Source organism: Actinomadura sp. 21ATH (genome assembly GCF_041951345.1).
GTDB lineage: Bacteria > Actinomycetota > Actinomycetes > Streptosporangiales > Streptosporangiaceae > Spirillospora.
Genome location: NZ_JBGNUR010000002.1, coordinates 116,236 through 133,819, shown reverse-complemented (window position 1 = coordinate 133,819; position 17,584 = coordinate 116,236). Strand labels below are relative to the sequence as shown.

At 73.1% G+C, this 17,584-nt stretch carries 14 protein-coding genes; 9 read left to right on the top strand and 5 right to left on the bottom strand.

Going from position 1 to position 17,584, the window contains the following annotated elements:
- Positions 1–11: 11 nt before the first annotated feature.
- Complete coding sequence (locus ACA361_RS07270; protein ID WP_375011036.1) at positions 12–1,277, top strand: alkyl sulfatase dimerization domain-containing protein; 1,266 nt, start codon at positions 12–14, stop codon at positions 1,275–1,277.
- A 464-nt stretch (positions 1,278–1,741) separates the two neighbouring features.
- Here ACA361_RS07270 and ACA361_RS07265 read toward each other — a convergent pair whose 3' ends face one another.
- Complete coding sequence (locus ACA361_RS07265) at positions 1,742–3,241, bottom strand: hypothetical protein (RefSeq protein WP_375011035.1); 1,500 nt, start codon at positions 3,239–3,241, stop codon at positions 1,742–1,744.
- Positions 3,242–3,247: 6 nt separating this feature from the next.
- The gene (locus tag ACA361_RS07260) at positions 3,248–4,486 is read right to left on the bottom strand and encodes a cation:proton antiporter (RefSeq protein WP_375011033.1); all 1,239 of its coding nucleotides are present in this window, start codon (positions 4,484–4,486) and stop codon (positions 3,248–3,250) included.
- A 560-nt stretch (positions 4,487–5,046) separates the two neighbouring features.
- On the opposite strand from ACA361_RS07260, the gene ACA361_RS07255 reads away from it, so the two are divergent.
- Positions 5,047–5,412, top strand: a complete 366-nt coding sequence (locus tag ACA361_RS07255) for a DUF1330 domain-containing protein (protein WP_375011032.1) — start codon at positions 5,047–5,049, stop codon at positions 5,410–5,412.
- On the opposite strand, the gene ACA361_RS07250 is transcribed toward ACA361_RS07255, so the two are convergent.
- A complete protein-coding gene (locus ACA361_RS07250) occupies positions 5,409–5,630 on the bottom strand; it encodes a DUF4396 domain-containing protein (RefSeq protein WP_375011031.1) in 222 nt (73 codons plus the stop codon). The two genes, ACA361_RS07255 and ACA361_RS07250, sit on opposite strands and share 4 nt — an antisense overlap.
- 207 nt (positions 5,631–5,837) lie before the next feature.
- Between ACA361_RS07250 and ACA361_RS07245 the strand changes: the two genes are divergently transcribed.
- The 5 genes from ACA361_RS07245 to ACA361_RS07225 all read left to right on the top strand — a co-directional run bounded on the left by ACA361_RS07245 (position 5,838) and on the right by ACA361_RS07225 (position 10,265).
- Entirely contained in the window at positions 5,838–6,278 is a 441-nt protein-coding gene (locus ACA361_RS07245) for an STAS domain-containing protein (RefSeq protein ID WP_375011030.1), read from the top strand.
- Positions 6,279–6,551: 273 nt separating this feature from the next.
- Positions 6,552–8,039, top strand: a complete 1,488-nt coding sequence (locus ACA361_RS07240; RefSeq protein WP_375011029.1) for a protein kinase — start codon at positions 6,552–6,554, stop codon at positions 8,037–8,039.
- A gap of 195 nt (positions 8,040–8,234) precedes the next feature.
- Positions 8,235–9,353, top strand: coding sequence for a zinc metalloprotease (locus tag ACA361_RS07235; RefSeq protein WP_375011028.1), 1,119 nt, complete (start codon positions 8,235–8,237; stop codon positions 9,351–9,353).
- Between the two features lie 14 nt (positions 9,354–9,367).
- Entirely contained in the window at positions 9,368–9,652 is a 285-nt protein-coding gene (locus ACA361_RS07230) for a hypothetical protein (RefSeq protein WP_375011027.1), read from the top strand.
- Between the two features lie 130 nt (positions 9,653–9,782).
- Entirely contained in the window at positions 9,783–10,265 is a 483-nt protein-coding gene (locus ACA361_RS07225) for a peptidoglycan-binding protein (RefSeq protein WP_375011026.1), read from the top strand.
- Between the two features lie 22 nt (positions 10,266–10,287).
- On the opposite strand, the gene ACA361_RS07220 is transcribed toward ACA361_RS07225, so the two are convergent.
- Positions 10,288–12,222 carry a DNA/RNA non-specific endonuclease gene (locus ACA361_RS07220; RefSeq protein WP_375011025.1) on the bottom strand — a complete coding sequence of 645 codons (1,935 nt, stop codon included), beginning with the start codon at positions 12,220–12,222 and terminating at the stop codon, positions 10,288–10,290.
- A gap of 150 nt (positions 12,223–12,372) precedes the next feature.
- On the opposite strand from ACA361_RS07220, the gene ACA361_RS07215 reads away from it, so the two are divergent.
- A complete protein-coding gene (locus ACA361_RS07215) occupies positions 12,373–13,260 on the top strand; it encodes a hypothetical protein (protein WP_375011024.1) in 888 nt (295 codons plus the stop codon).
- 13 nt (positions 13,261–13,273) lie between these two features.
- Here ACA361_RS07215 and ACA361_RS07210 read toward each other — a convergent pair whose 3' ends face one another.
- Complete coding sequence (locus ACA361_RS07210) at positions 13,274–14,368, bottom strand: hypothetical protein (protein WP_375011023.1); 1,095 nt, start codon at positions 14,366–14,368, stop codon at positions 13,274–13,276.
- Positions 14,369–14,814: 446 nt separating this feature from the next.
- Between ACA361_RS07210 and ACA361_RS07205 the strand changes: the two genes are divergently transcribed.
- Positions 14,815–17,574, top strand: coding sequence for an AAA family ATPase (locus ACA361_RS07205; RefSeq protein ID WP_375011022.1), 2,760 nt, complete (start codon positions 14,815–14,817; stop codon positions 17,572–17,574).
- Positions 17,575–17,584 lie beyond the last annotated feature (10 nt).

Here is a 17,584-nt window from a genome sequence, read left to right as displayed (position 1 = left end):
AGGAGGAACCCTTGTCCGTCACCGAACTCGCCGACCGGGTCTGGAACGGCGCCGCCGACGCCAACGGCATCGCGGGCTTCCACATCGCCGGCGGCGGCGTCCACGAGGTCGCGGACGGCGTCGGCTGGCGCCCCGGCTTCGGCAACGTGATCACGCTCCGCGGCGGCGGCGAGCTGGCGCTGTTCGACACCGGGAACCCGGCCGACGCCGGCAAGCTCCACGCCGACGTGCGCGCCTGGACCGACGCGCCGCTCACCACCGCGATCTACTCGCACGGCCACATCGACCACGTCTTCGGCGTCGGCCCGTTCGACGCCGAGGCGGACGCGGCGGGCCGCCGCCGGCCGACCGTGATCGCCCACGAGTCGGTCCCCGACCGGTTCCGCCGCTACGTCCTCACCAACGGCTACAACACCGTCGTCAACCGGCGCCAGTTCAGGCAGCCGGACCTGACGTGGCCGGCCGAGTACCGGTACCCGGACGTCACGTACCGCGAGGCGCTCACCGTCGGCCACGGCGACCTCACCCTGGAACTCTTCCACGCCAAGGGCGAGACCGACGACGCCACCGTCTGCTGGATCCCCGAACGCGGCATCGTCTGCACCGGCGACCTGTTCATCTGGGTCGCCCCCAACGCCGGCAACCCGCAGAAGGTCCAGCGCTACCCCGTCGAGTGGGCGCACGCGCTGCGCCGCATGGCCGCGCTCGGCGCGGAGGTGATGCTCCCCTCCCACGGCGTGCCGATCTTCGGCGCGGACCGGATCCGGCAGGCGCTGACCGAGACCGCCGAATGGCTGGAGAGCCTGATCGCCCAGACCCTGGAGATGCTGAACGCCGGGGCCAGGCTCGACGAGATCGTCCACACCGTTCGCCCGCCGGCCCGCCTCGCCGACCGCCCGTACCTCCAGGCCCGCTACGACGAGCCCGAGTTCATCGTGCGCAACCTGTGGCGCCGCTACGCCGGCTGGTACGACGGCAACCCGGCCACCCTCAAGCCCGCCCCCGACGCCACGCTCGCCGCCGCCGTCGCCGGCCTGGCCGGCGGCCCCGCCCGGCTCGCCGACGCCGCGATCCGCGCGGCGGCCGGCGGCGACCTGCGCCTGGCCGGCCACCTGGCCGAGATGGCCATCCTCGCCGCTCCCGACGACCCCGCCGTGCACCGCGTCCACGCCGACGTCTACGGCACCCGCGCCGCGGCCGAGGAATCCCTCATGGCCCGGGGCATCTTCGGCTGGGCCGCCGCCCGCTCCCAGAAGATCGCCGACTCCACCGGCTGACCACCCGCCGACCGCCAGTGCAGGCCGCCGATGGAAGGCTCCCAGTGCGAGCCACGCGAGCCCGGCCGACAGCTGGATCAGTACGGCCACGGCCACGGCGTTCACATCCTCCAGTGGGTACTCGCCGATGTGCTCGGACGGCGAGATCCGTACGGCGCCGCCGGGCAGGTCGAGGACCGGGGCGAAGAATCCGACGACCGTGCCGTATCCGAGGGCCGCCCACACGAGGGGGAGTGCGCGGGGAACGGCGCCGTACAGCAGCCCCGCGGCCGCCAGGACGAGCCAGGCGGCGGGCGTGTGGGCGAGGTGGCCGAGAGCCACGTCGAGGACGAGCCCGGCGTCGCCGACCCCGATCGCGGCCACGGCACCGGTGGCCGGGACGGGCTCGGTGCGTCCCGCGGACCTCGATGACGGGCAAGAGCCCGCCGGGATTCAGCGCCAGAAGACGATGAAACGTCGCCTGGTCAGGCGGTGAGAAGGGCGTCCAATGTCGCTTCCGCCGCCTTGCGCGGGTCCGTTCGGAGTCGGGGGAGGGCGCGGTTCAGTTCCTCGGCCACTTCACCGGCCGACTTCCGGAGAGCGTTCTCCAGGAGGTGCCCGGTGAAGAGCGCGGCGACGGCGACGAGCGGGCCGCCCCAGGACAGCCCCTCCACGGTCGCGGACACGGCCACCTTCCACCGTCCCCCCAGGGCCGGTCTCGCGGTGAGCGTCACGGTGGCCCGGCCCAGAGCGTGAACGGCGGTCGCGGTGATCGGGGCCGGATCGCCGGCCGAGCGGGTCGACCGCCGCCACCAGGCTTCGAGGTCCGCGCGGGCCTCGCAGGTGACGCGGGTGAGAACGGGCGAGCTGCCGCTCTCGTGCACCAGGCGGCCATGGAGGAGCACGGGGTCGCGGGCGCTGCGGAGTTCGGCCCAGCCCGTGGTGGTGTCCTGCGCGGTGCGGAACGCGGCCCGGGTGCCGCCGGCCGGATCCCAGGAGAGGACGTCCACCGTGAGCGGATCCGAAGGCGGGGCGTCGTCCTCGTCCTGATGGGCGGGAAGGACGCGGTAACGGGCGCCGGCCTCGATGTGCCGTCCCTCCAGCAGCCGGACGTCCAGCGCGGGCCCGTCGCCTGACCGGAGCAGGCCGTCGCGGAAGCGCAGTGCCTCGACGGCTTCGTGGAGCGCCCGGACGTACTCTCCGAATGCCTCGCGCGGCACGGCCGCGACCGTGACCTGATGGCGGAGCACGAGCCGTTCCTGGAGGCCCCGGGCGGCCATGGCGGTAACGGCCTCGTTCCAGTGGGTCCCGGCCGTGGCGAGCGCTTGACCGAGGACGCGCCGGACACGCCGCCGGACGACCAGGAGGCCGACCGCGGCGATCGGGCGCGCCGCCGTGCGTCCGCGGAGCCCGACCGTGACGGTGTGCGGCCGCCGGCCGCGCCCGCTCCCGCCCTGGGCCACCGCGACGGCCGCCTCGGCGAACGGGTGCCGGACGCGCACGGCGAGCCGGGGCGTCCGGCTCCGCGCGGGCCCGCCGGCCGGCCGGTCGGCGAGGCGCATCTCGGCGGTCACGGTCGCGCGCTGCAGGAAACGCGGGAACGCCGGGCCCCGGTACGAGCCGTCGATCCGCAGGACGTCCAGGCCCTCTCCCCGCAGGTCCGCCTTGAGCCGCGCGGTGAACGTATGCCCGCCGGCGGTCACGAGGACGTCGAGGGCGGTCCGGCCCGTCCGGTCCCAGCCGGCCACGGTGATGTCGACCGTCCGGGTCTCGCCGGCGTCCAGCCCGATCCGGTAGCGAGCGCCCGCGGCGAGGTGCCGGCCCGAGATCAGGCGAGCCGCGCCGAGCGTGCCGTCCCCCAGGCGCAGCTCGCCGCCGTCGTCGAAGGTCATTCCCTCGGCGGCGTCGAGGACGGCCTGCACGATCTCGTCCGGCAGCGGCCGCGGCAGCGCGGCGAGCCTGGTGCGGAAGCGGAAGCGCGCCATGGACGCTCACGCCTCGCTCTGGGACGCGCCTGCCTGGCGGCCGCGGGCCTGGTCGGGCGTGGGGCCGTGCCAGGCGGGTACCTCGCGTTCGTCGTCGAAGCCGCGGGCCACGACGATGTCGGTGGAGGAGTGGGCGAGGATGGACAGGACGATGGTGGCGGCGACCAGGTGGAAGATCTGGTCGGCGGCGCCGATGCCCGACTCCAGCACCAGCAGCCCGTACACCACCGAGGCGAAGCCTTTGGGGCCGAACCACATCACCGCGCCCTGCTCGCGGGCGGTCAGTCCCGAGCGCAGGAACGAGATCCAGATCGCCACGGGCCGGGCCACGATCAGCGCCAGCACCGCGAACACCCACCCGGCCGCGCCGACCTCGCCGAGGAACGCCGGTGTCAGCAGCGCGCCGAACACCAGCAGCGCCGCCAGCTTGAGCAGTTCGGCGACCAGCCCGCCGAACTCCTCGAACGCCTTGCGGTGCCGGTCGCCGATGGTGGCCACGGTGATCCCGGCGGCGAACGCGGCCAGGAACAGGTTGCCGTGCGTGGCCTTGCCCAGCGCCAGCACCAGCAGCCCGATCGCGACCGCGTTGAGCGGCTCGTACTTGGGCGAGATGGCGAACAGCCGGGTGCGCTCCAGCATGATCGCGGCCCACGGCACGGCCACGCCGATGAGCAGTCCCAGCCCCAGCTCGGTGCCCAGCTCGCCCAGGTGCAGGTCGTGCGAGCCCTGGGCGATGGCCAGGAACAGCACCACGAACGGCAGGATCAGGCCGTCGTTGACGCCCGACTCCACGTTCAGCAGGTGCCGCAGCCGCGGCGGCACGCGGTCGTTGCCGACCAGCGCGGCCGCGAACACCGGGTCGGTCGGGGTGAGCACGGCGGCGATCAGCAGCGCCTCGATCCAGCCGAGGCCGACCACGTAGTGCGCCAGCAGCGCGGTGATCGCCAGGGTCAGCGGCAGGCCCCAGCCCAGCGCCCGCCCGGGCAGCCGCCACGCGCTGCGCAGATCCTTCCAGCCGGCGTGCATGCCGTCGGTGAACAGCACCGCGAACAGCGCCAGCTCCGCCAGCCCGTAGACCAGCGGGTCGCCCGGCCGGATCGATACGACGCCGGTCATGCCGTCCCCGAGCAGGAAACCGCCGATCAGGAACAGCGCCGCCGTCGACAGGATCGTGCGGTTGGCCAGGCTCGACAGCAGGACGGCGAGCAGGAGCAGGGCCGCGAAGGCGGTGAGCAGGGCCGTCATCAACGCGCCTCCGGGAATGGCGGACAGGACCGCCGACCAGACTTCCCGGCACACCAAGCGACGACATTAACGGCCTTCCACCACGAGCGCCACCCGCCCGGAGCGCGGCCGCGGCCGGCGCTGGCGGCCGGCGCCACCGGCATGACCAGGACGATGTTGAGGGCCAGCAGCAGGAGCAGGGCGGCGGGCCCTCCTTCGCCGCCGGGGCCGCGCCGAGCAGGAGCAGCCAGGCCGCGGTCACCGCGAACTCCGCCAGGACGATCGGCCGAAGAGCAGGAACCCGCCCGCGGCGTCGATCTGCATGAGCTCGGTCTGGGAACCGGACCGGTCAGGGGTGATGCCCAAGGCCGCGGGCTTGCCGCCCAGCGCGGTGTCCGGACCCGTGACGAACAGGGCGGGGAAATCCGGCGCTAGGCCCGGCCTTGCGGCCCCGTTGGCCGGGGGCACAACCGGCACGTGCCTAAGTCGATGAAGGAACACATCCTCCTCCTTGCCGCCGGTTCGCCCAGCCCGGTTAAAGTCACTGCGACACGGTCGCGCGAAGCGGAGGAGCTGGCCCGATGGCGGTAGATCCGAGTGGAGACGGGCTGAAGCGGCTTCTGGCCGAAGATCCCGGTGGTCCTGTCGTGATGCTGAACCTGCTGCGTTTTCGTGAAGGCGGGCAGGCGAGCTACGCCCGCTACTCCAAGGCGCTCGGTGAGACGATCCTCGAACGGTACGGCGCCGAGGTCCTCTATTACGGCAAGGGCTCCACCGCCCTGGTCGCCGAGGACGGCCAGGCATGGGACGCCGTCCTCCTGGTCCGCTACCCGTCCCGCACCGCGTTCTCCCAGATGGTCGCCGACCCTGACTTCCAGGCGGTCGCGCACCATCGCACCGAGGCCCTCAGCGAAGCGGTGCTCCAGGCCACCATCCCCCGAGCCTAGGGGCGCCCCAGACCACCACGATCGTGCACGGTGCGGGGGACCGGGTGCATTTCATGCGTCGTGGGGGATGGAGAGGGCTTCGCGTACAGGTGCGTGCTGACGGTGCGGTGGGAGATGTACAGCCGCTGGTCGCCCCAGCCCAGTGCGGTGCCGATCGTCATCCCGAGGATCTCGCCGATGGCGCAGCCGGTCAGGCAGTGCGGGGTCAAAACGATCAACCACCCCGCTCAACCTGGCTGATCGGCCGCGGCAGGGGCCACGCGCTCGCCCGTTTCTGACCGCCGCACCACGGGCGTTCCCACGGGCCTGGAACCTCCTCCGGGAGGTTCCAGGCCGCTGTCGCGCCGACGCGGGCCCATGCCCGTCCGGGAGCTGGTGATCAACTGAGTGTGGTGGTCGCTGCCGGATGCGTGACCGTCGCATTTATGGGGATACTCGCCGGGCATCTGCTGGTTTGGGCGAAAGGTACGTGGGTGTCCACGGCGCTGGATGATCCGGATGACGGACTGAAGCTGCGTATGAGGATCGCGTCCTCCCGGACGTGGGTGGTGGTCCAGATGGACGGGGAGCTGGACCTCGCGACCGCGGCGGCGTTCGCCGACCGGGTGGGTGAGCTGATCAGCGTGGGGCGCGCGCCGCGGATCGCCCTGGAGGTCTCGCGGTTGAGGTTCTGCGACTCCTCGGGGATCAACGCGCTGATCCGGTTGTGGAAGCGCGCCGCCGCCGCCGGTGGGCAGGTGGTGCTGGTGCGTCCGCCGCAGACGTTGGTGACCGTGCTGGCCACCACCGGCCTGGATCGCTTCTTGCGGATCCGCGACGTCCTCCCCGGCTCCTGCGAGGCGCCGATGGCGGCGGAACCGGCCTGAGGGGGACTTCCGCGGTGTCGTCAGGAGATTCTGCGGCGGCCGGTGGCGCGGGTGTGACATTCAGGGGGAATCCGGCGCTGGAGTGGATGGCGGCCGCGGAGCACCCCACCGTGGCCGGGCGCCCCACGTCCCGTCGCGGCGGGACATGGTGTGGCGCCGGCCCTGTCTTCTTCGCCCCGGCGGGGGCGAGGTCCCCTGTTCGGAGGGGGCGTCGGCCCCGGCGTGTCGGAGGTTCGATCCGGGTGGGGTGATGTCGGTGAAGGGGACGAAGCGGTGGGCAGGCATGGGCGGTCGGCCGGGGACGTGGTGGTGCTGGCGGGCCGGTACCGGCTGATCGAGCCGGTCGGCCGGGGCGGGATGGCCCAGGTGTGGCGGGCCCACGACATGTCGCTGGACCGTCCGGTGGCGGTGAAGGTGCTGGACCCCGTACCGCCCGCCGACGCGGGGGCGACCCGGGACGAGGGGCCGGGTGACCTTTACGAGGGGGTCTGGCGGGAGGCCCGCGGTGCCGCGCGGCTGGTGCATCCGAACGTGGTGCAGGTCTACGATGTCGCCGCCGACGCCGGCCGGGTGTTCATGGTGATGGAGCTGGTGGCCGGCCGTGACCTGGCCGCCGTGCTGCACGAGCGGGGGCCGCTGCCGCCCGCGCGGGTGGCCGCGCTGGGGGCGCAGGCGGCCCGCGCGCTGGCCGCCGCGCATGAGGCGGGCCTGGTGCACGGCGATGTGAAACCCGGCAACCTGCTGCTGGCCGGCGACGGCACGCTCAAGCTCACCGACTTCGGCATCGCCCGCCCGCTGGACGTGCCGGTGCCCGGCCAGATGCCCGGAACGGTCATGGGCACCGCCGGCTACCTGGCCCCCGAACTGGCCCTGGGACACCCCGCCGGCCGGGCCGGCGACCTGTACGCACTGGGCTGCGTGCTCTACGAGCTGGCCACCGGGCAGCCCCCGTTCACCGCCGGCACCCCCCTCGCCCTCCTGGAACGCCACCTGCACGACACCCCGCCCCCGCCAGGCCGCCTGCGCCCCGAGCTGCCGCCGGAACTGGAACAGGCGATCCTGCACCTGCTGGCCAAGCACCCCGACGCCCGCCCGGCCGAGGCGACCCGCGTCGCCCAGGTACTGGAGACCATCGGCGGCGCACACGGGCACGTCGCAATGCCCGACCGGCCGAACAATCCGACACAGGTCCTGCCCTCCCTGGCCCCTGCCGGAGCCCGGCACGCCCGCCCGCGAACCACCGTTCCCGCACCGCCGCCCGGGACCCCGTCGTCGCCGGTGGCCTGGCTGACGCAGCGCCCGCTGCCGGCCGCCACCGCCGGGGCGGTGCTACTGCTGGTCATCGTGGCCGCCGTCGTCGCGATCGACGGCTCGGACGACCACCGCGTGGCGGGCCCTCCTCCGGCCACCACACCGACCGCCCAGGAACAGGCCACCCCGCCCCTGAACCCCAAGCGCACGTCCTCGCCCGGGCCCGCGCGTACCCGGCCGGTGGCCACCAGCCCGGCCGCCACGGTGGCCGAACTCCGGCAACGCATCGCCCAGCAGGCCGGTAGCGGGCGCCTGGACCCCGACACCGCCGGCAAGGTCAACGACCAGCTCCAGAAGATCGCCGAGCACCTGCGCGAGGGCAAGCGCGGCGAGACCGCCGGCAAGGTCACCGAAATCCGCCGCAAGCTGACCGAGGCGTCCGGCAAGGGCCGCTGGACCCCCGACCCCACCACCCTGCGACTCCTGGACCAACTGGCCGCCGCGCGGTGACGCCGAGGGACATGCGGTCTCGCGAATGCTCGACAGCCGCGCCCCAAAGGGCCCCATCACCCGGCGCGATCACTTAAACAACCACCCAAACAGTCAAATAGTTCTCTGTGCCGCTGGCGGAGACCTCCCTTCGGGAGCATCGTGAGAAGAGGGCGGAGAGGCCGCCGTCCATTTCGATTCGGGGGGAAGATCTACATGTCCGAGATTGATTCATTAACGTCGGCGTCGCGCGATCTGTGCGGCACGATGCTCGTGCACCGGCGGCTTCTCAACGAGAGCATGTCCTACCGCTCTCATCGCCAGGCCATCGAGAACCGGGCGATGCAGTACGAGGCCGGGCGGTTCACCCCGGTGACGTCGCACGTGGTGACGATCCCTGTGGTCGTCCATGTGGTCCACCGCCCGGATGTGCCGGAGCAGAACATCTCCGACGAGCAGATCCAGAGTCAGCTGCACGTGCTCAACGAGGACTTCCGCGCCACCAACAGCGATGTGCGACAGGTCCCGGAAGTGTGGCGAGGGCTCGTGGCGGACGCGAAGATCCTGTTCCGGCTCGCCGACCGCGACCCGGAGGGCGAGCCCACCGACGGGATCGTGCGGGTCGCGACCGACCGGCCCGGGTTCAGCTGGGACGACGGAGTGAAGTCGGGACGGAGCGGCGGTTCCGACGCGTGGCCCACCGACCGCTACCTCAACATGTGGGTCTGCGCGCTGACCGGGGGGCTGCTGGGGTACGCGCAGTTCCCGGGCGGACCGCCGGACACCGACGGCGTGGTGATCCTGAACACGGCGTTCGGCACCACCGGGCTGGCGGCGCCGCCGTTCGACGGCGGCCGGACCGCGACGCACGAGGTCGGCCACTGGCTGGATCTGTACCATATCTGGGGCGACGACGACGGGGCCTGTTCCAGTGACGACAAGGTCGACGACACGCCGAAGCAGGGCGGCGCGAACACCGGCCGGCCCGCGTTCCCGCACATCAGCTGCGGGAACGGCCCGCACGGCGACATGTTCATGAACTACATGGACTACACCGACGATGCCGCGATGTTCATGTTCACGCAGGGGCAGAGCACGCGCATGCGAGCCTGCCTGGAAGGGGCGCGGGCCTCGTTCTCGATCACGGGCGAGCAGAGGCCGGCGGAGCCGCTCCTGGAGGCGACCGGCGGGGCGGGCCCGTCGACGCGCCCGTCCGTGCAGGACGGTGAGGTGGAGCGGCTCCTGCTCGACGGCGAGCGGCTCACCAGGGAACTGCTGGGGGAGATCCATGCCGCCCTGGGCCTGGTGAACGAGCGGCCGGCCGGGCGAGGCTGAGCGTGCCGGCGGGAGTGACCGGCAGATGGCTGCATTCGCGCGAGGAGGACACCGCGAGCGCGGACGTGTACCGCCGCGAGGACCACGCGTTCCCGCCCGCGCGGCGGCCCCGGCGGGGACTGGAGTTCCGGGCGGACGGAACGTTCCTGGACCTGCGCCCAGGCCCGGACGACCGGCCGCGGGAGGTCGCCGGCCACTGGGAGGACGCGGGTGCGGGAGTCCTTCGTGTCGTCTTCCCGGACGGCCGCCTGCTGGTCCTTTCCCGGAGCGGGGACAGGCTCCTGCTCGCCCGGGACTGAAGGGCTTTCTGAAATTCTTGCGTTGAAGGCCGAACGAGGCTTTGACGTGCCCTCGGTTTGGCTTTTCTCGACTCTTCTCCTGCTTGGCTGGAAGCAGACCGTGAGAAGTACCAGAGAAGAGGGAGGCGTCATGCCCGCACCACCGTTCCAGCCGCCGATGATGAAACACCCGCCCGGTACCAGCGGCGCGGCCGTCAAGGAATGGCAGCGGCAGATGAGGGAACGCGGATGGAACCTCGTCGCCGACGGCCACTACGGCCCGATCAGCAAGCGGATCTGCATGAACTTCCAGCGAGAGCACCAGCTGGCCGTCGACGGGGTCGTCGGCCCGAACACCTGGAAGGCCGCCTGGGAGGCGCCCGGCACGATCCCGCCGCACGGCCCGGGTGTGATCCTGCACTTCGGCTCCGTCGGCGAGCACGTCCTCGCCTGGGAACGCCAGGTCGACAGCCGGGGCTGGCGGATCGACGCCATCGACGGCGCCTTCGACGCCGCGACCGAGAGTGCCTGCAGGGCGCTGCAGACCTTCAAGGGCCTGCACGTCACCGGGCGGATCGACCACGAGACCTGGAACGCCGCCTGGCAGGAGAAGGTGCCGGTGGCGGCATCCTGACGCGGCCGTGCCGTCCCGCTCCTCAGAGCAGGAGGTCTTCGGGGCGGTCGACCTCGCGGGGCGCCGGAACGGCCTCCAGCCGTTCGAGCGGATCGGCCTGGACGTGCGTGTCGACGTTCAGGCCGGTCAGCGCGGCGATGCTGCGGACCGGGACCTGGAAGGTCCGGTACGCCCCGTACGAGAAGGACTCCTCGCCGGCGAGACCGGCGATCAGGGCCGCCTGGCTGAGCAGGTAGCCCGTCACCGAGAGCGCGCCCGACGCTCCGGTCATCGCGACGATCTTCCAGAACTGGCGGGGGAGGAGGACGCCCCGGTAGACGTCGTCGTCGGGCGCCAGGACCGGCCCGGTGAAGACGCTGACGGCGAGGTCGTGGTTGTCGGCACTGTTGAGCACGTAGTCCTCCAGTCCGAGCCACAGCGTCCGGCCGGCGTTGAAGTCGTGGTGCTGCGGGGTGGCGTTGGTGAAGTGGAAGGTGTCGTCGTTGGCGGCCTCTGCCTGCGCTCGGGTGCCCCAGGCGGGATCGAGCCGGCGGACCAGGTGCCCGCGGTCCAGATCGTTGTCGGCGTAGACCCGCTCGCCGGTCTGCTCGCCTTCCGGCAGCCGGGGATCGAGGATCCAGCGGTCGCTCGCGCGGCGGGGGCGCTGGGCGAGGCGGCCATCGATGTTGCAGGCGGTGAAGAGCGCAAGCGCGCGCCGCCGGTGCATGACGACGCTGAAGTGGTGGTACCGCAGTTCCGCGGAGGCGACGGCGGCCAGCTCGGGCGACGGTACGGGGAGCGGCAGCGGGCTCGCCAGGAAGGCGGGATCGTAGCCCTCCCTTCCGCTGTAGTCGGGGTCGATCGCCTCCGGTTCACTCGCGCCCGCCGGCCGTACCGTGATCTCCAGGGGGACCGAGACCGTGACGGTCCGTTCCGCCGTGGCGGCCGGCGCCGGGACCGGGGCCGGCGGGACGTGCGGTGCCGTCGCCGGGCCCATGGGCGCGGGCCGCGTCGACGCGGCCTGTTCGGTCCGCGCGGGTGTGAAGAGTTCGTCGACGAGCGCGCGCTGGGCGTCCGGCAGCGGTGCCTCGCGCAGCAGCCGGCAGATCCTGCTGATGCGGACGCCCTCGTTGACGAAGCCGCCGTCCTCCTCGCGGTCCGGCACCGGAACGCTCGCGTGGTGCAGTGCGACGACCTCCCACTGGTCGTTGAACACCGGGGAGCCGGACGAGCCGGGTTCGGTGTCGGTGGCGTAGTGCAGGAACCGCTCGGGGATGTCGACGATCCGGTTCTCCCGCAGCGCGACCTGCTTCTTGTCGCCGCGCGGGTGCTGGACGATCGTGACGAACTCTCCGATGATCGCCTTGCCCTCCGCCTCGATCAGCCGGTTGTACCCGAACGCCGCCAGCCCGCCGGCCGGGGCGCGGACGGCGACCAGGGCGAAGTCCAGGTCGGCGTCGGCGAGGAAGAACCGGTCGGGGTCGAGCGGGTACGCCGTCGTCTCCAGCGGGCGGCCGTCGGCACCGTCCTGGTAGTCGAACTCGATCAGGCTGCCACGGGCGGTGCCGGCGTCGGGTAGCACGTGGTGGTTGGTCAGCAGCAGGGCCGGGGACACCAGCGAGCCGGTCCCGTACCCGGCCGGCCTGCCGCTCTCGTCCCGGATGTTGACCCGCCCGACGGTGCGCGCCGCGGCGACCCCGGCGTCCAGGTAGCGCACGCCGACGTAGTCAACGGTGTTGATGATCTTTTCGAGCCGGGTCCCGGGCAGGGCCGCTCCCGGTTCCGGCAGGGCTCCGTCGCCGTAGAAGCGGCTGAGCCGGTCGACCCGCTTGGCGATCCGCTCAGGGGTGTCGGCCGCCGCCACGCCGCCCGGTGACGCCAGCACGCTCTCGTTCCCGCGCCGTTCCGGCACGCGTTCGGCCACCCGGCGCGCGGCCGCCTCCCGCTGGTGCTCCTGTTCCTGCTCGTAGAATTCCATTCAATCCACCTCCAGATGAATTTCGACCTATAAAGCACCTACTCCTCCTAATTACTCCGGTTTTCGCCCGTTTTCGCCAGTGTCGGGTTGTGCTCTTTACCCCGGACCGGGAAACGTTTGACGGGACGGACGTACCGGAGGTGAGATGCCATGACGGGGACGGTCGTGTTCGTGCACGGCCGCGGCCAGGAGTTCCGCGCCCCGGAGGAGCTGGCGCGCGAATGGCTGGCGGGCCTCAACGCCGGGCTGACCAGCGCGGGGCTGCCCGCGCTCACCCCCGAACGGACGGTGCTGCCGTTCTATGGCAACGTCCTCTACCAGGCCGCCTCGCGGCCGGACGCCGGCCGGCCCCACCTGGAGGGACTCCCGAGCGATCCCGACGTGCCGGGCCCGCTGCATCCGTACCTGCCCGCCGACGCGGGGGAGGTCGAGCGGCGGCTCGTCGCCGACATGGCGGCGGCTCTGGACGTGGACGACGTCGCCGAGCCCGAGCTGTTCGGATGGGCGCCGGACCGGCTGCTGTCATGGGACGCGACCCGCCGGCTCCTACTGCGGATCGCCGACCGGACCCGGGCGGACCAGGAGATCATCACCGCACATCTGCGCGACGTCGCGGTCTACCTCACCCGCGCCCGCGACGAGGTGCTGGACGCGGTCCGCCGCGCGGTGCCGGAGTCCGGCGCGCTGGTGCTGGTCACCCACAGCCTGGGCACCGTGGTCGGCCGTGACCTGCTCGAAGACCCGGCCGTGCGGGACCGTACCGGAACGTGGATCACGGTCGGCTCCCCCCTCGGCCTGGAGGCGGTGCAGCGCAACCTGCGCCCGCCCGGGGCCCGGCATCCCGGCCCCGGCGTCGAGTGGACCAGCGCGTACGACGTCCGGGACATCGTGGCGCTGGGCCATCCGCTGCGCCCGATCTACGGCGATCCCCTCACGGACGTGCGGGTGCTGAACGGCGACCGGCCGCACGGCATCGAGCGCTACCTCGCGCACGCCGAGGTCGCGGGCCCGATCGGCCGCGCGCTGGCGCGCGGCTGAGCGGGCCGGATGTTCACGACTTGCCGGCCTCCGGTGCGGGTGCGGGGCCGCTCGGCCCGCGGATGCCGTCCAGGACGTCCTGTCCCCGCCGGTCCACGAACTTCGTGAACAGCTCCTGCGAGTAGCCGAAGATGATGGCCCAGCCGATGATCTGCGCCGACGAGTCCAGGGCGCTCAGTCCCGGTACGAAACCGCCGCGCATGAGAAGCAGGCCGAGCACCGCGGTGAGAGCCCCCGTGGGCAGCTTCAGCATGGCCAGGGCGACCGGGATGCCGAACGCGGTAGAGGTGCCCCTGATCCTGCGCAGAGCCGAGGCCGCCGCGACCCCGGCGGCCACGAGTCCGGCGAACTCCACGACGATGTAGTCCCTGCGCGTCACGACGTTCGCGGTCTCCTGGCCGGTGTCGCGCTCGGCGACGGGATCCGCCGCCTCGCCGGTCGGGCAGACCACCCCGAACCTCGGCTGGCCGCCCGCCTCGGGGGCGGTCGGGTGGAAGCACAGCGGCACGGTCGTCTTGAAGATCGCCGACAGCACCGCGACGGTGAGCGCCAGCGCGAGCAGGAAGGCGGCCACCCAGCGCACGATGACGACGAAGCTCCCGGCGCGCAGGCGCTCGCGCAGTTCGGCCTGGCGGGCCGCGTGCACCGCGCCGACGAGCGCCGCCCGCTGGGACGGCCGCAGATCGAAGGGCTGCCCGGCGTCCCGCGCGGCGCGCATGTCGCGCGCCAGCCCCTCCACGGCCCTCCGGCGCTCGTCCTCGGCGGCCAGATGCTCCTTGACCATCGCGAGCATGTCCGGCAGGCGGGCCTCGATCTCCGCGGGCGCGAGCGTGCGGAGCCAGAGCGACCGCGCCGTGTCGAGGTGCACCTGCGCCGCCGTCACATGGGACGCCGACGCGGCCCTGCGATGGGTGTCGAAATCGATGACGTCGCGGGCCTTGTCCAGTTCCTCGCGGGCCCCGTCCAGCAGCTCGGCACTGCCGGCGGCGGTGCCCGGCCCGTCCGGCTCGGCGTCAAGGAGGGCGCGCAGCTCGCGCACCTGCGCCCGGATCTCCTCGCAGAGCACCCACGAGCCCCGCTCGCGCCTCCATTCGGCGTACTTCTTCACCAGCGCCCCAGGCCCTCGACGACACGCGACGCAGCAGCGTACGACGGTGAGCCCGGGGGAACACGCCCGCCGCACGGGAGGCAGGCCGAGCCTTTGCCTTTCCGGCCCGGCATCAGACCGGCAGCGGGTGCCGCTTCCCGTGCCTCTCGATCCGGCGGCGAGGCCATCTACGCCGAGTTCCTCCGGCAGGCCAAGCGCCACGAGTGGTCGGAGCCGTTCCGCCATGATTGGCGGCACAGATTCCGCCGGGCGTTCGTCGAGCGCACGGGCTGAGCGGTGGATGGCCGAGCCGCTGTAGCGCAACGTGTCATCCCTGCACGGGAGGCCGGCGGTCGGGTGCGTGGGCCTTGATCGGGACGTGGCGGGAATGGGATCCTGGCGAGGCTCCCGCCAGCCAATGACTTGGTCACGCCGACGTAGGGGCACTGAACGGAGGCGTTAGGGGCATGGGGCCGCTGTCTGGGGACACGCCGCTGCTGGATCGGCAGCGCGAGCGTGCCGAGCTGGACGGCCTCCTGGGGGATGTGCGTTCCGGACGCGGGCGGGCCCTGGTGCTGCGCGGGGAGGCGGGGGTGGGCAAGTCGGCCCTGCTGCGGCACACGGTGGGGCAGGCGGCCGATATGCGGGTGGTCCGCGCGGTCGGGGCGGAAGCGGAGATGGAGCTGGCGTACGCCAGCCTGCATCTGCTGGTGGCGCCGCTGCTGGATCGGATCGAGAAGCTGCCCGGCCCGCAGCGGGACGCGCTCGCGGTGGCGTTCGGGTTGCAGGAGGGGCCGGCGCCCGACCGGTTCATGGTCGGGCTGGCGGTGCTGACCCTGCTGGCGGAGGCGGCGGAGGAGCGTGCCCTGCTCTGCGTGGTCGATGACGCTCAGTGGCTGGACCAGTCGTCGGCGCAGGTGCTGTCGTTCGTGGCCCGGCGGCTGCTGGCCGAGCCGGTGGGGCTGATCTTCGCGGCGCGCACGCCGGGCGAGCAGTTCCAGGGGCTGGGGGACCTGGAGGTGCGCGGCCTGCCCAAGCAGGAGGCGCAGGCGCTGCTGCGCTCGGTGGTGCGCTTCCCGCTGGACGAGCAGGTCAGGGACCGGATCCTGACCGAGACGAACGGCAACCCGCTGGCGCTGCTGGAGCTGCCGCGCGGGCTGAGCCCCACGCAGCTGGCGGGCGGGTTCGGGCTGGTGGAGGCCCAGGCGGTCCCGGAGCGGGTCGAAGAGGGGTTCCGCCGGCGGCTGGCGGCGCTGCCGGCCGAGACCCGGACGCTGATGCTGGTCGCGGCGGCCGAGCCGACCGGCGACCCGGTGCTGATCTGGAACGCCGCCGGGCGTCTCGGGGTCCCCGCGTCGGCGGTGGAGCCGGCGCAGGCCGACGGGCTGCTGGAGATCGCGACGTGGGCGCGGTTCCGGCATCCGCTGGTGCGGTCGGCGGTGTACTCGGCCGCGTCGTGGTCGGAGCGGCGGGCGGCGCACGGGGCGCTGGCCGAGGCGACCGATCCCGATTCCGCGCCCGACCGCCGGGCCTGGCACCGCGCGCACGCGGCGCTGGAGGCGGACGAGTCCGTGGCCGGCGAGCTGGAGCGGCTGGCCGGCCGGGCCCAGGCGCGCGGCGGCATCGCGGCGGCGGCCGCGTTCCTGCGGCGGGCGACCGAGCTGACGCCCGATCCGGCCCGGCGCGGAGCGAGGGCGCTGGCCGCGGCGCAGACGGCCGTCGGCGCCGGCGCCCCGGACATGGCGCTGAAGCTGCTCGCCTCCGCGGAGATGGGCCCGCTGACCGAACTCCAGAGCGGGCAGGTGGCCTGGCTGCGCGCCCAGATCGTCCTGGCGCGCAGGCGCGGCGGCGAGGCCCTGCGGCCGCTGCTGGAGGCGGCCGGCCGGATGGCCCCCGTCGACATCGGACGGGCACGGGAGGCGTACGTCGACGCCATCGGATCGGCGGTCTTCGCGGGGAGGCTGGGCGAACCCGGCCTCCTGCGGACGGTGGCCGAGGCCGCCCGCACCGCGTCCGCGGGACCGCTGTCGGAACGACCGGTCGAGGTGCTGCTGGACGGGCTGGTGGCGCGGTTCGCCGAGGGTTTCGCCGAGTCGGCGCCGCGGCTGGAGCGCGTTCTGGAGGCGTTCCGCCGGGCGGCCCGGAGCGACCCGGACGACAACATGCGCTGGCTCTGGCTGACCTACCTGGTCGCCGCGGACATGTGGGACGACCGCACCCTGCACGATCTGGCCGCGTACGCCGTCCGGTCGGCCCGCGAGATCGGCGCGCTCCACTTCCTGCCGCAGGCCCTCACCTACCGCGCCGCCGTGCACGTCTACGCCGGCCAGTTCGACGCGGCCGCCACCCTGGTCGAGGAGTCCACCGCGATCCTGAAGGTGACCGGCCACGCGTACTTCGGCTTCGCCGCCAACCTGCTCGTGGGCTGGCGCGGCGGGGCGGAGGCGCCGGCGAAGTTCGACGCCGAGGCCGAATGGGCGAGCGGCTGGAACGAGGGGCGGGCGATCGGCGGGTGCCTGTTCATGACCGCGCTGGTGTACAACGGGCGCGGCCGGTACCAGGACGCCCTGGCCTATGCGGAGCGGGCGTACGAGCACGACGATCTCGGGCTCACCGGGTTCGTCCTCTTCGAGCTGGTCGAGGCGGCCGTGTACGGCAACGCCCCCGAATCGGCCGCGAAAGCTTTGCGTGAGCTGGAGAAGCGCACCACCGCCGCCGGCACCGACTGGGCCCTCGGCGTGCTCGCCCGGTCGAAGGCGCTGGTCTCCGAAGGCGAGGCCGCCGACCTGCTGTACCGCGAGGCCATCGAACGCCTTGAGCGCACCCGGGTCGCCGTGTACCTCGCCCGCACCCATCTGGTGTACGGCGAGTGGCTGCGCCGCGAGAACCGGCGCCAGGAGGCCGGCGAGCACCTGCGCACCGCGCATGAGATGCTGCAGGGTTTCGGCGCCCACGCCTTCGCCGAGCGCGCCCGCCGCGAGCTGCTGGCCACCGGCGAGACCGCCCGCAAGCGCGCCGAGGGCACGCCCGACGGCCTCACCCCCCAGGAGGGCCAGATCGCCCGGCTGGCGCGGGAGGGCCTGTCGAACCCGGAGATCGGCGCCCAGCTGTTCCTCAGCCCCCGCACCGTCGAGTACCACCTGAGCAAGGTGTTCACCAAGCTCGCCATCACCTCCCGCCACCAGCTCGCGCAGGCCCTGCCCGACGGGGGCCATGACGGAGCGTGAGCCGCCCGCC

What these genes read in the sequence shown, in the direction of transcription:
- ACA361_RS07265 (WP_375011035.1), bottom strand. Translation starts at nt 3,241, where the DNA reads ATGGCGCGCTTCCGCTTCCGCACCAGGCTCGCCGCGCTGCCGCGGCCG.
- ACA361_RS07260 (WP_375011033.1), bottom strand. Translation starts at nt 4,486, where the DNA reads ATGACGGCCCTGCTCACCGCCTTCGCGGCCCTGCTCCTGCTCGCCGTC.
- ACA361_RS07255 (WP_375011032.1), top strand. Translation starts at nt 5,047, where the DNA reads ATGGCGGTAGATCCGAGTGGAGACGGGCTGAAGCGGCTTCTGGCCGAA.
- ACA361_RS07245 (WP_375011030.1), top strand. Translation starts at nt 5,838, where the DNA reads ATGGGGATACTCGCCGGGCATCTGCTGGTTTGGGCGAAAGGTACGTGG.
- ACA361_RS07235 (WP_375011028.1), top strand. Translation starts at nt 8,235, where the DNA reads ATGTCCGAGATTGATTCATTAACGTCGGCGTCGCGCGATCTGTGCGGC.
- ACA361_RS07225 (WP_375011026.1), top strand. Translation starts at nt 9,783, where the DNA reads ATGCCCGCACCACCGTTCCAGCCGCCGATGATGAAACACCCGCCCGGT.
- ACA361_RS07220 (WP_375011025.1), bottom strand. Translation starts at nt 12,222, where the DNA reads ATGGAATTCTACGAGCAGGAACAGGAGCACCAGCGGGAGGCGGCCGCG.
- ACA361_RS07215 (WP_375011024.1), top strand. Translation starts at nt 12,373, where the DNA reads ATGACGGGGACGGTCGTGTTCGTGCACGGCCGCGGCCAGGAGTTCCGC.
- ACA361_RS07205 (WP_375011022.1), top strand. Translation starts at nt 14,815, where the DNA reads ATGGGGCCGCTGTCTGGGGACACGCCGCTGCTGGATCGGCAGCGCGAG.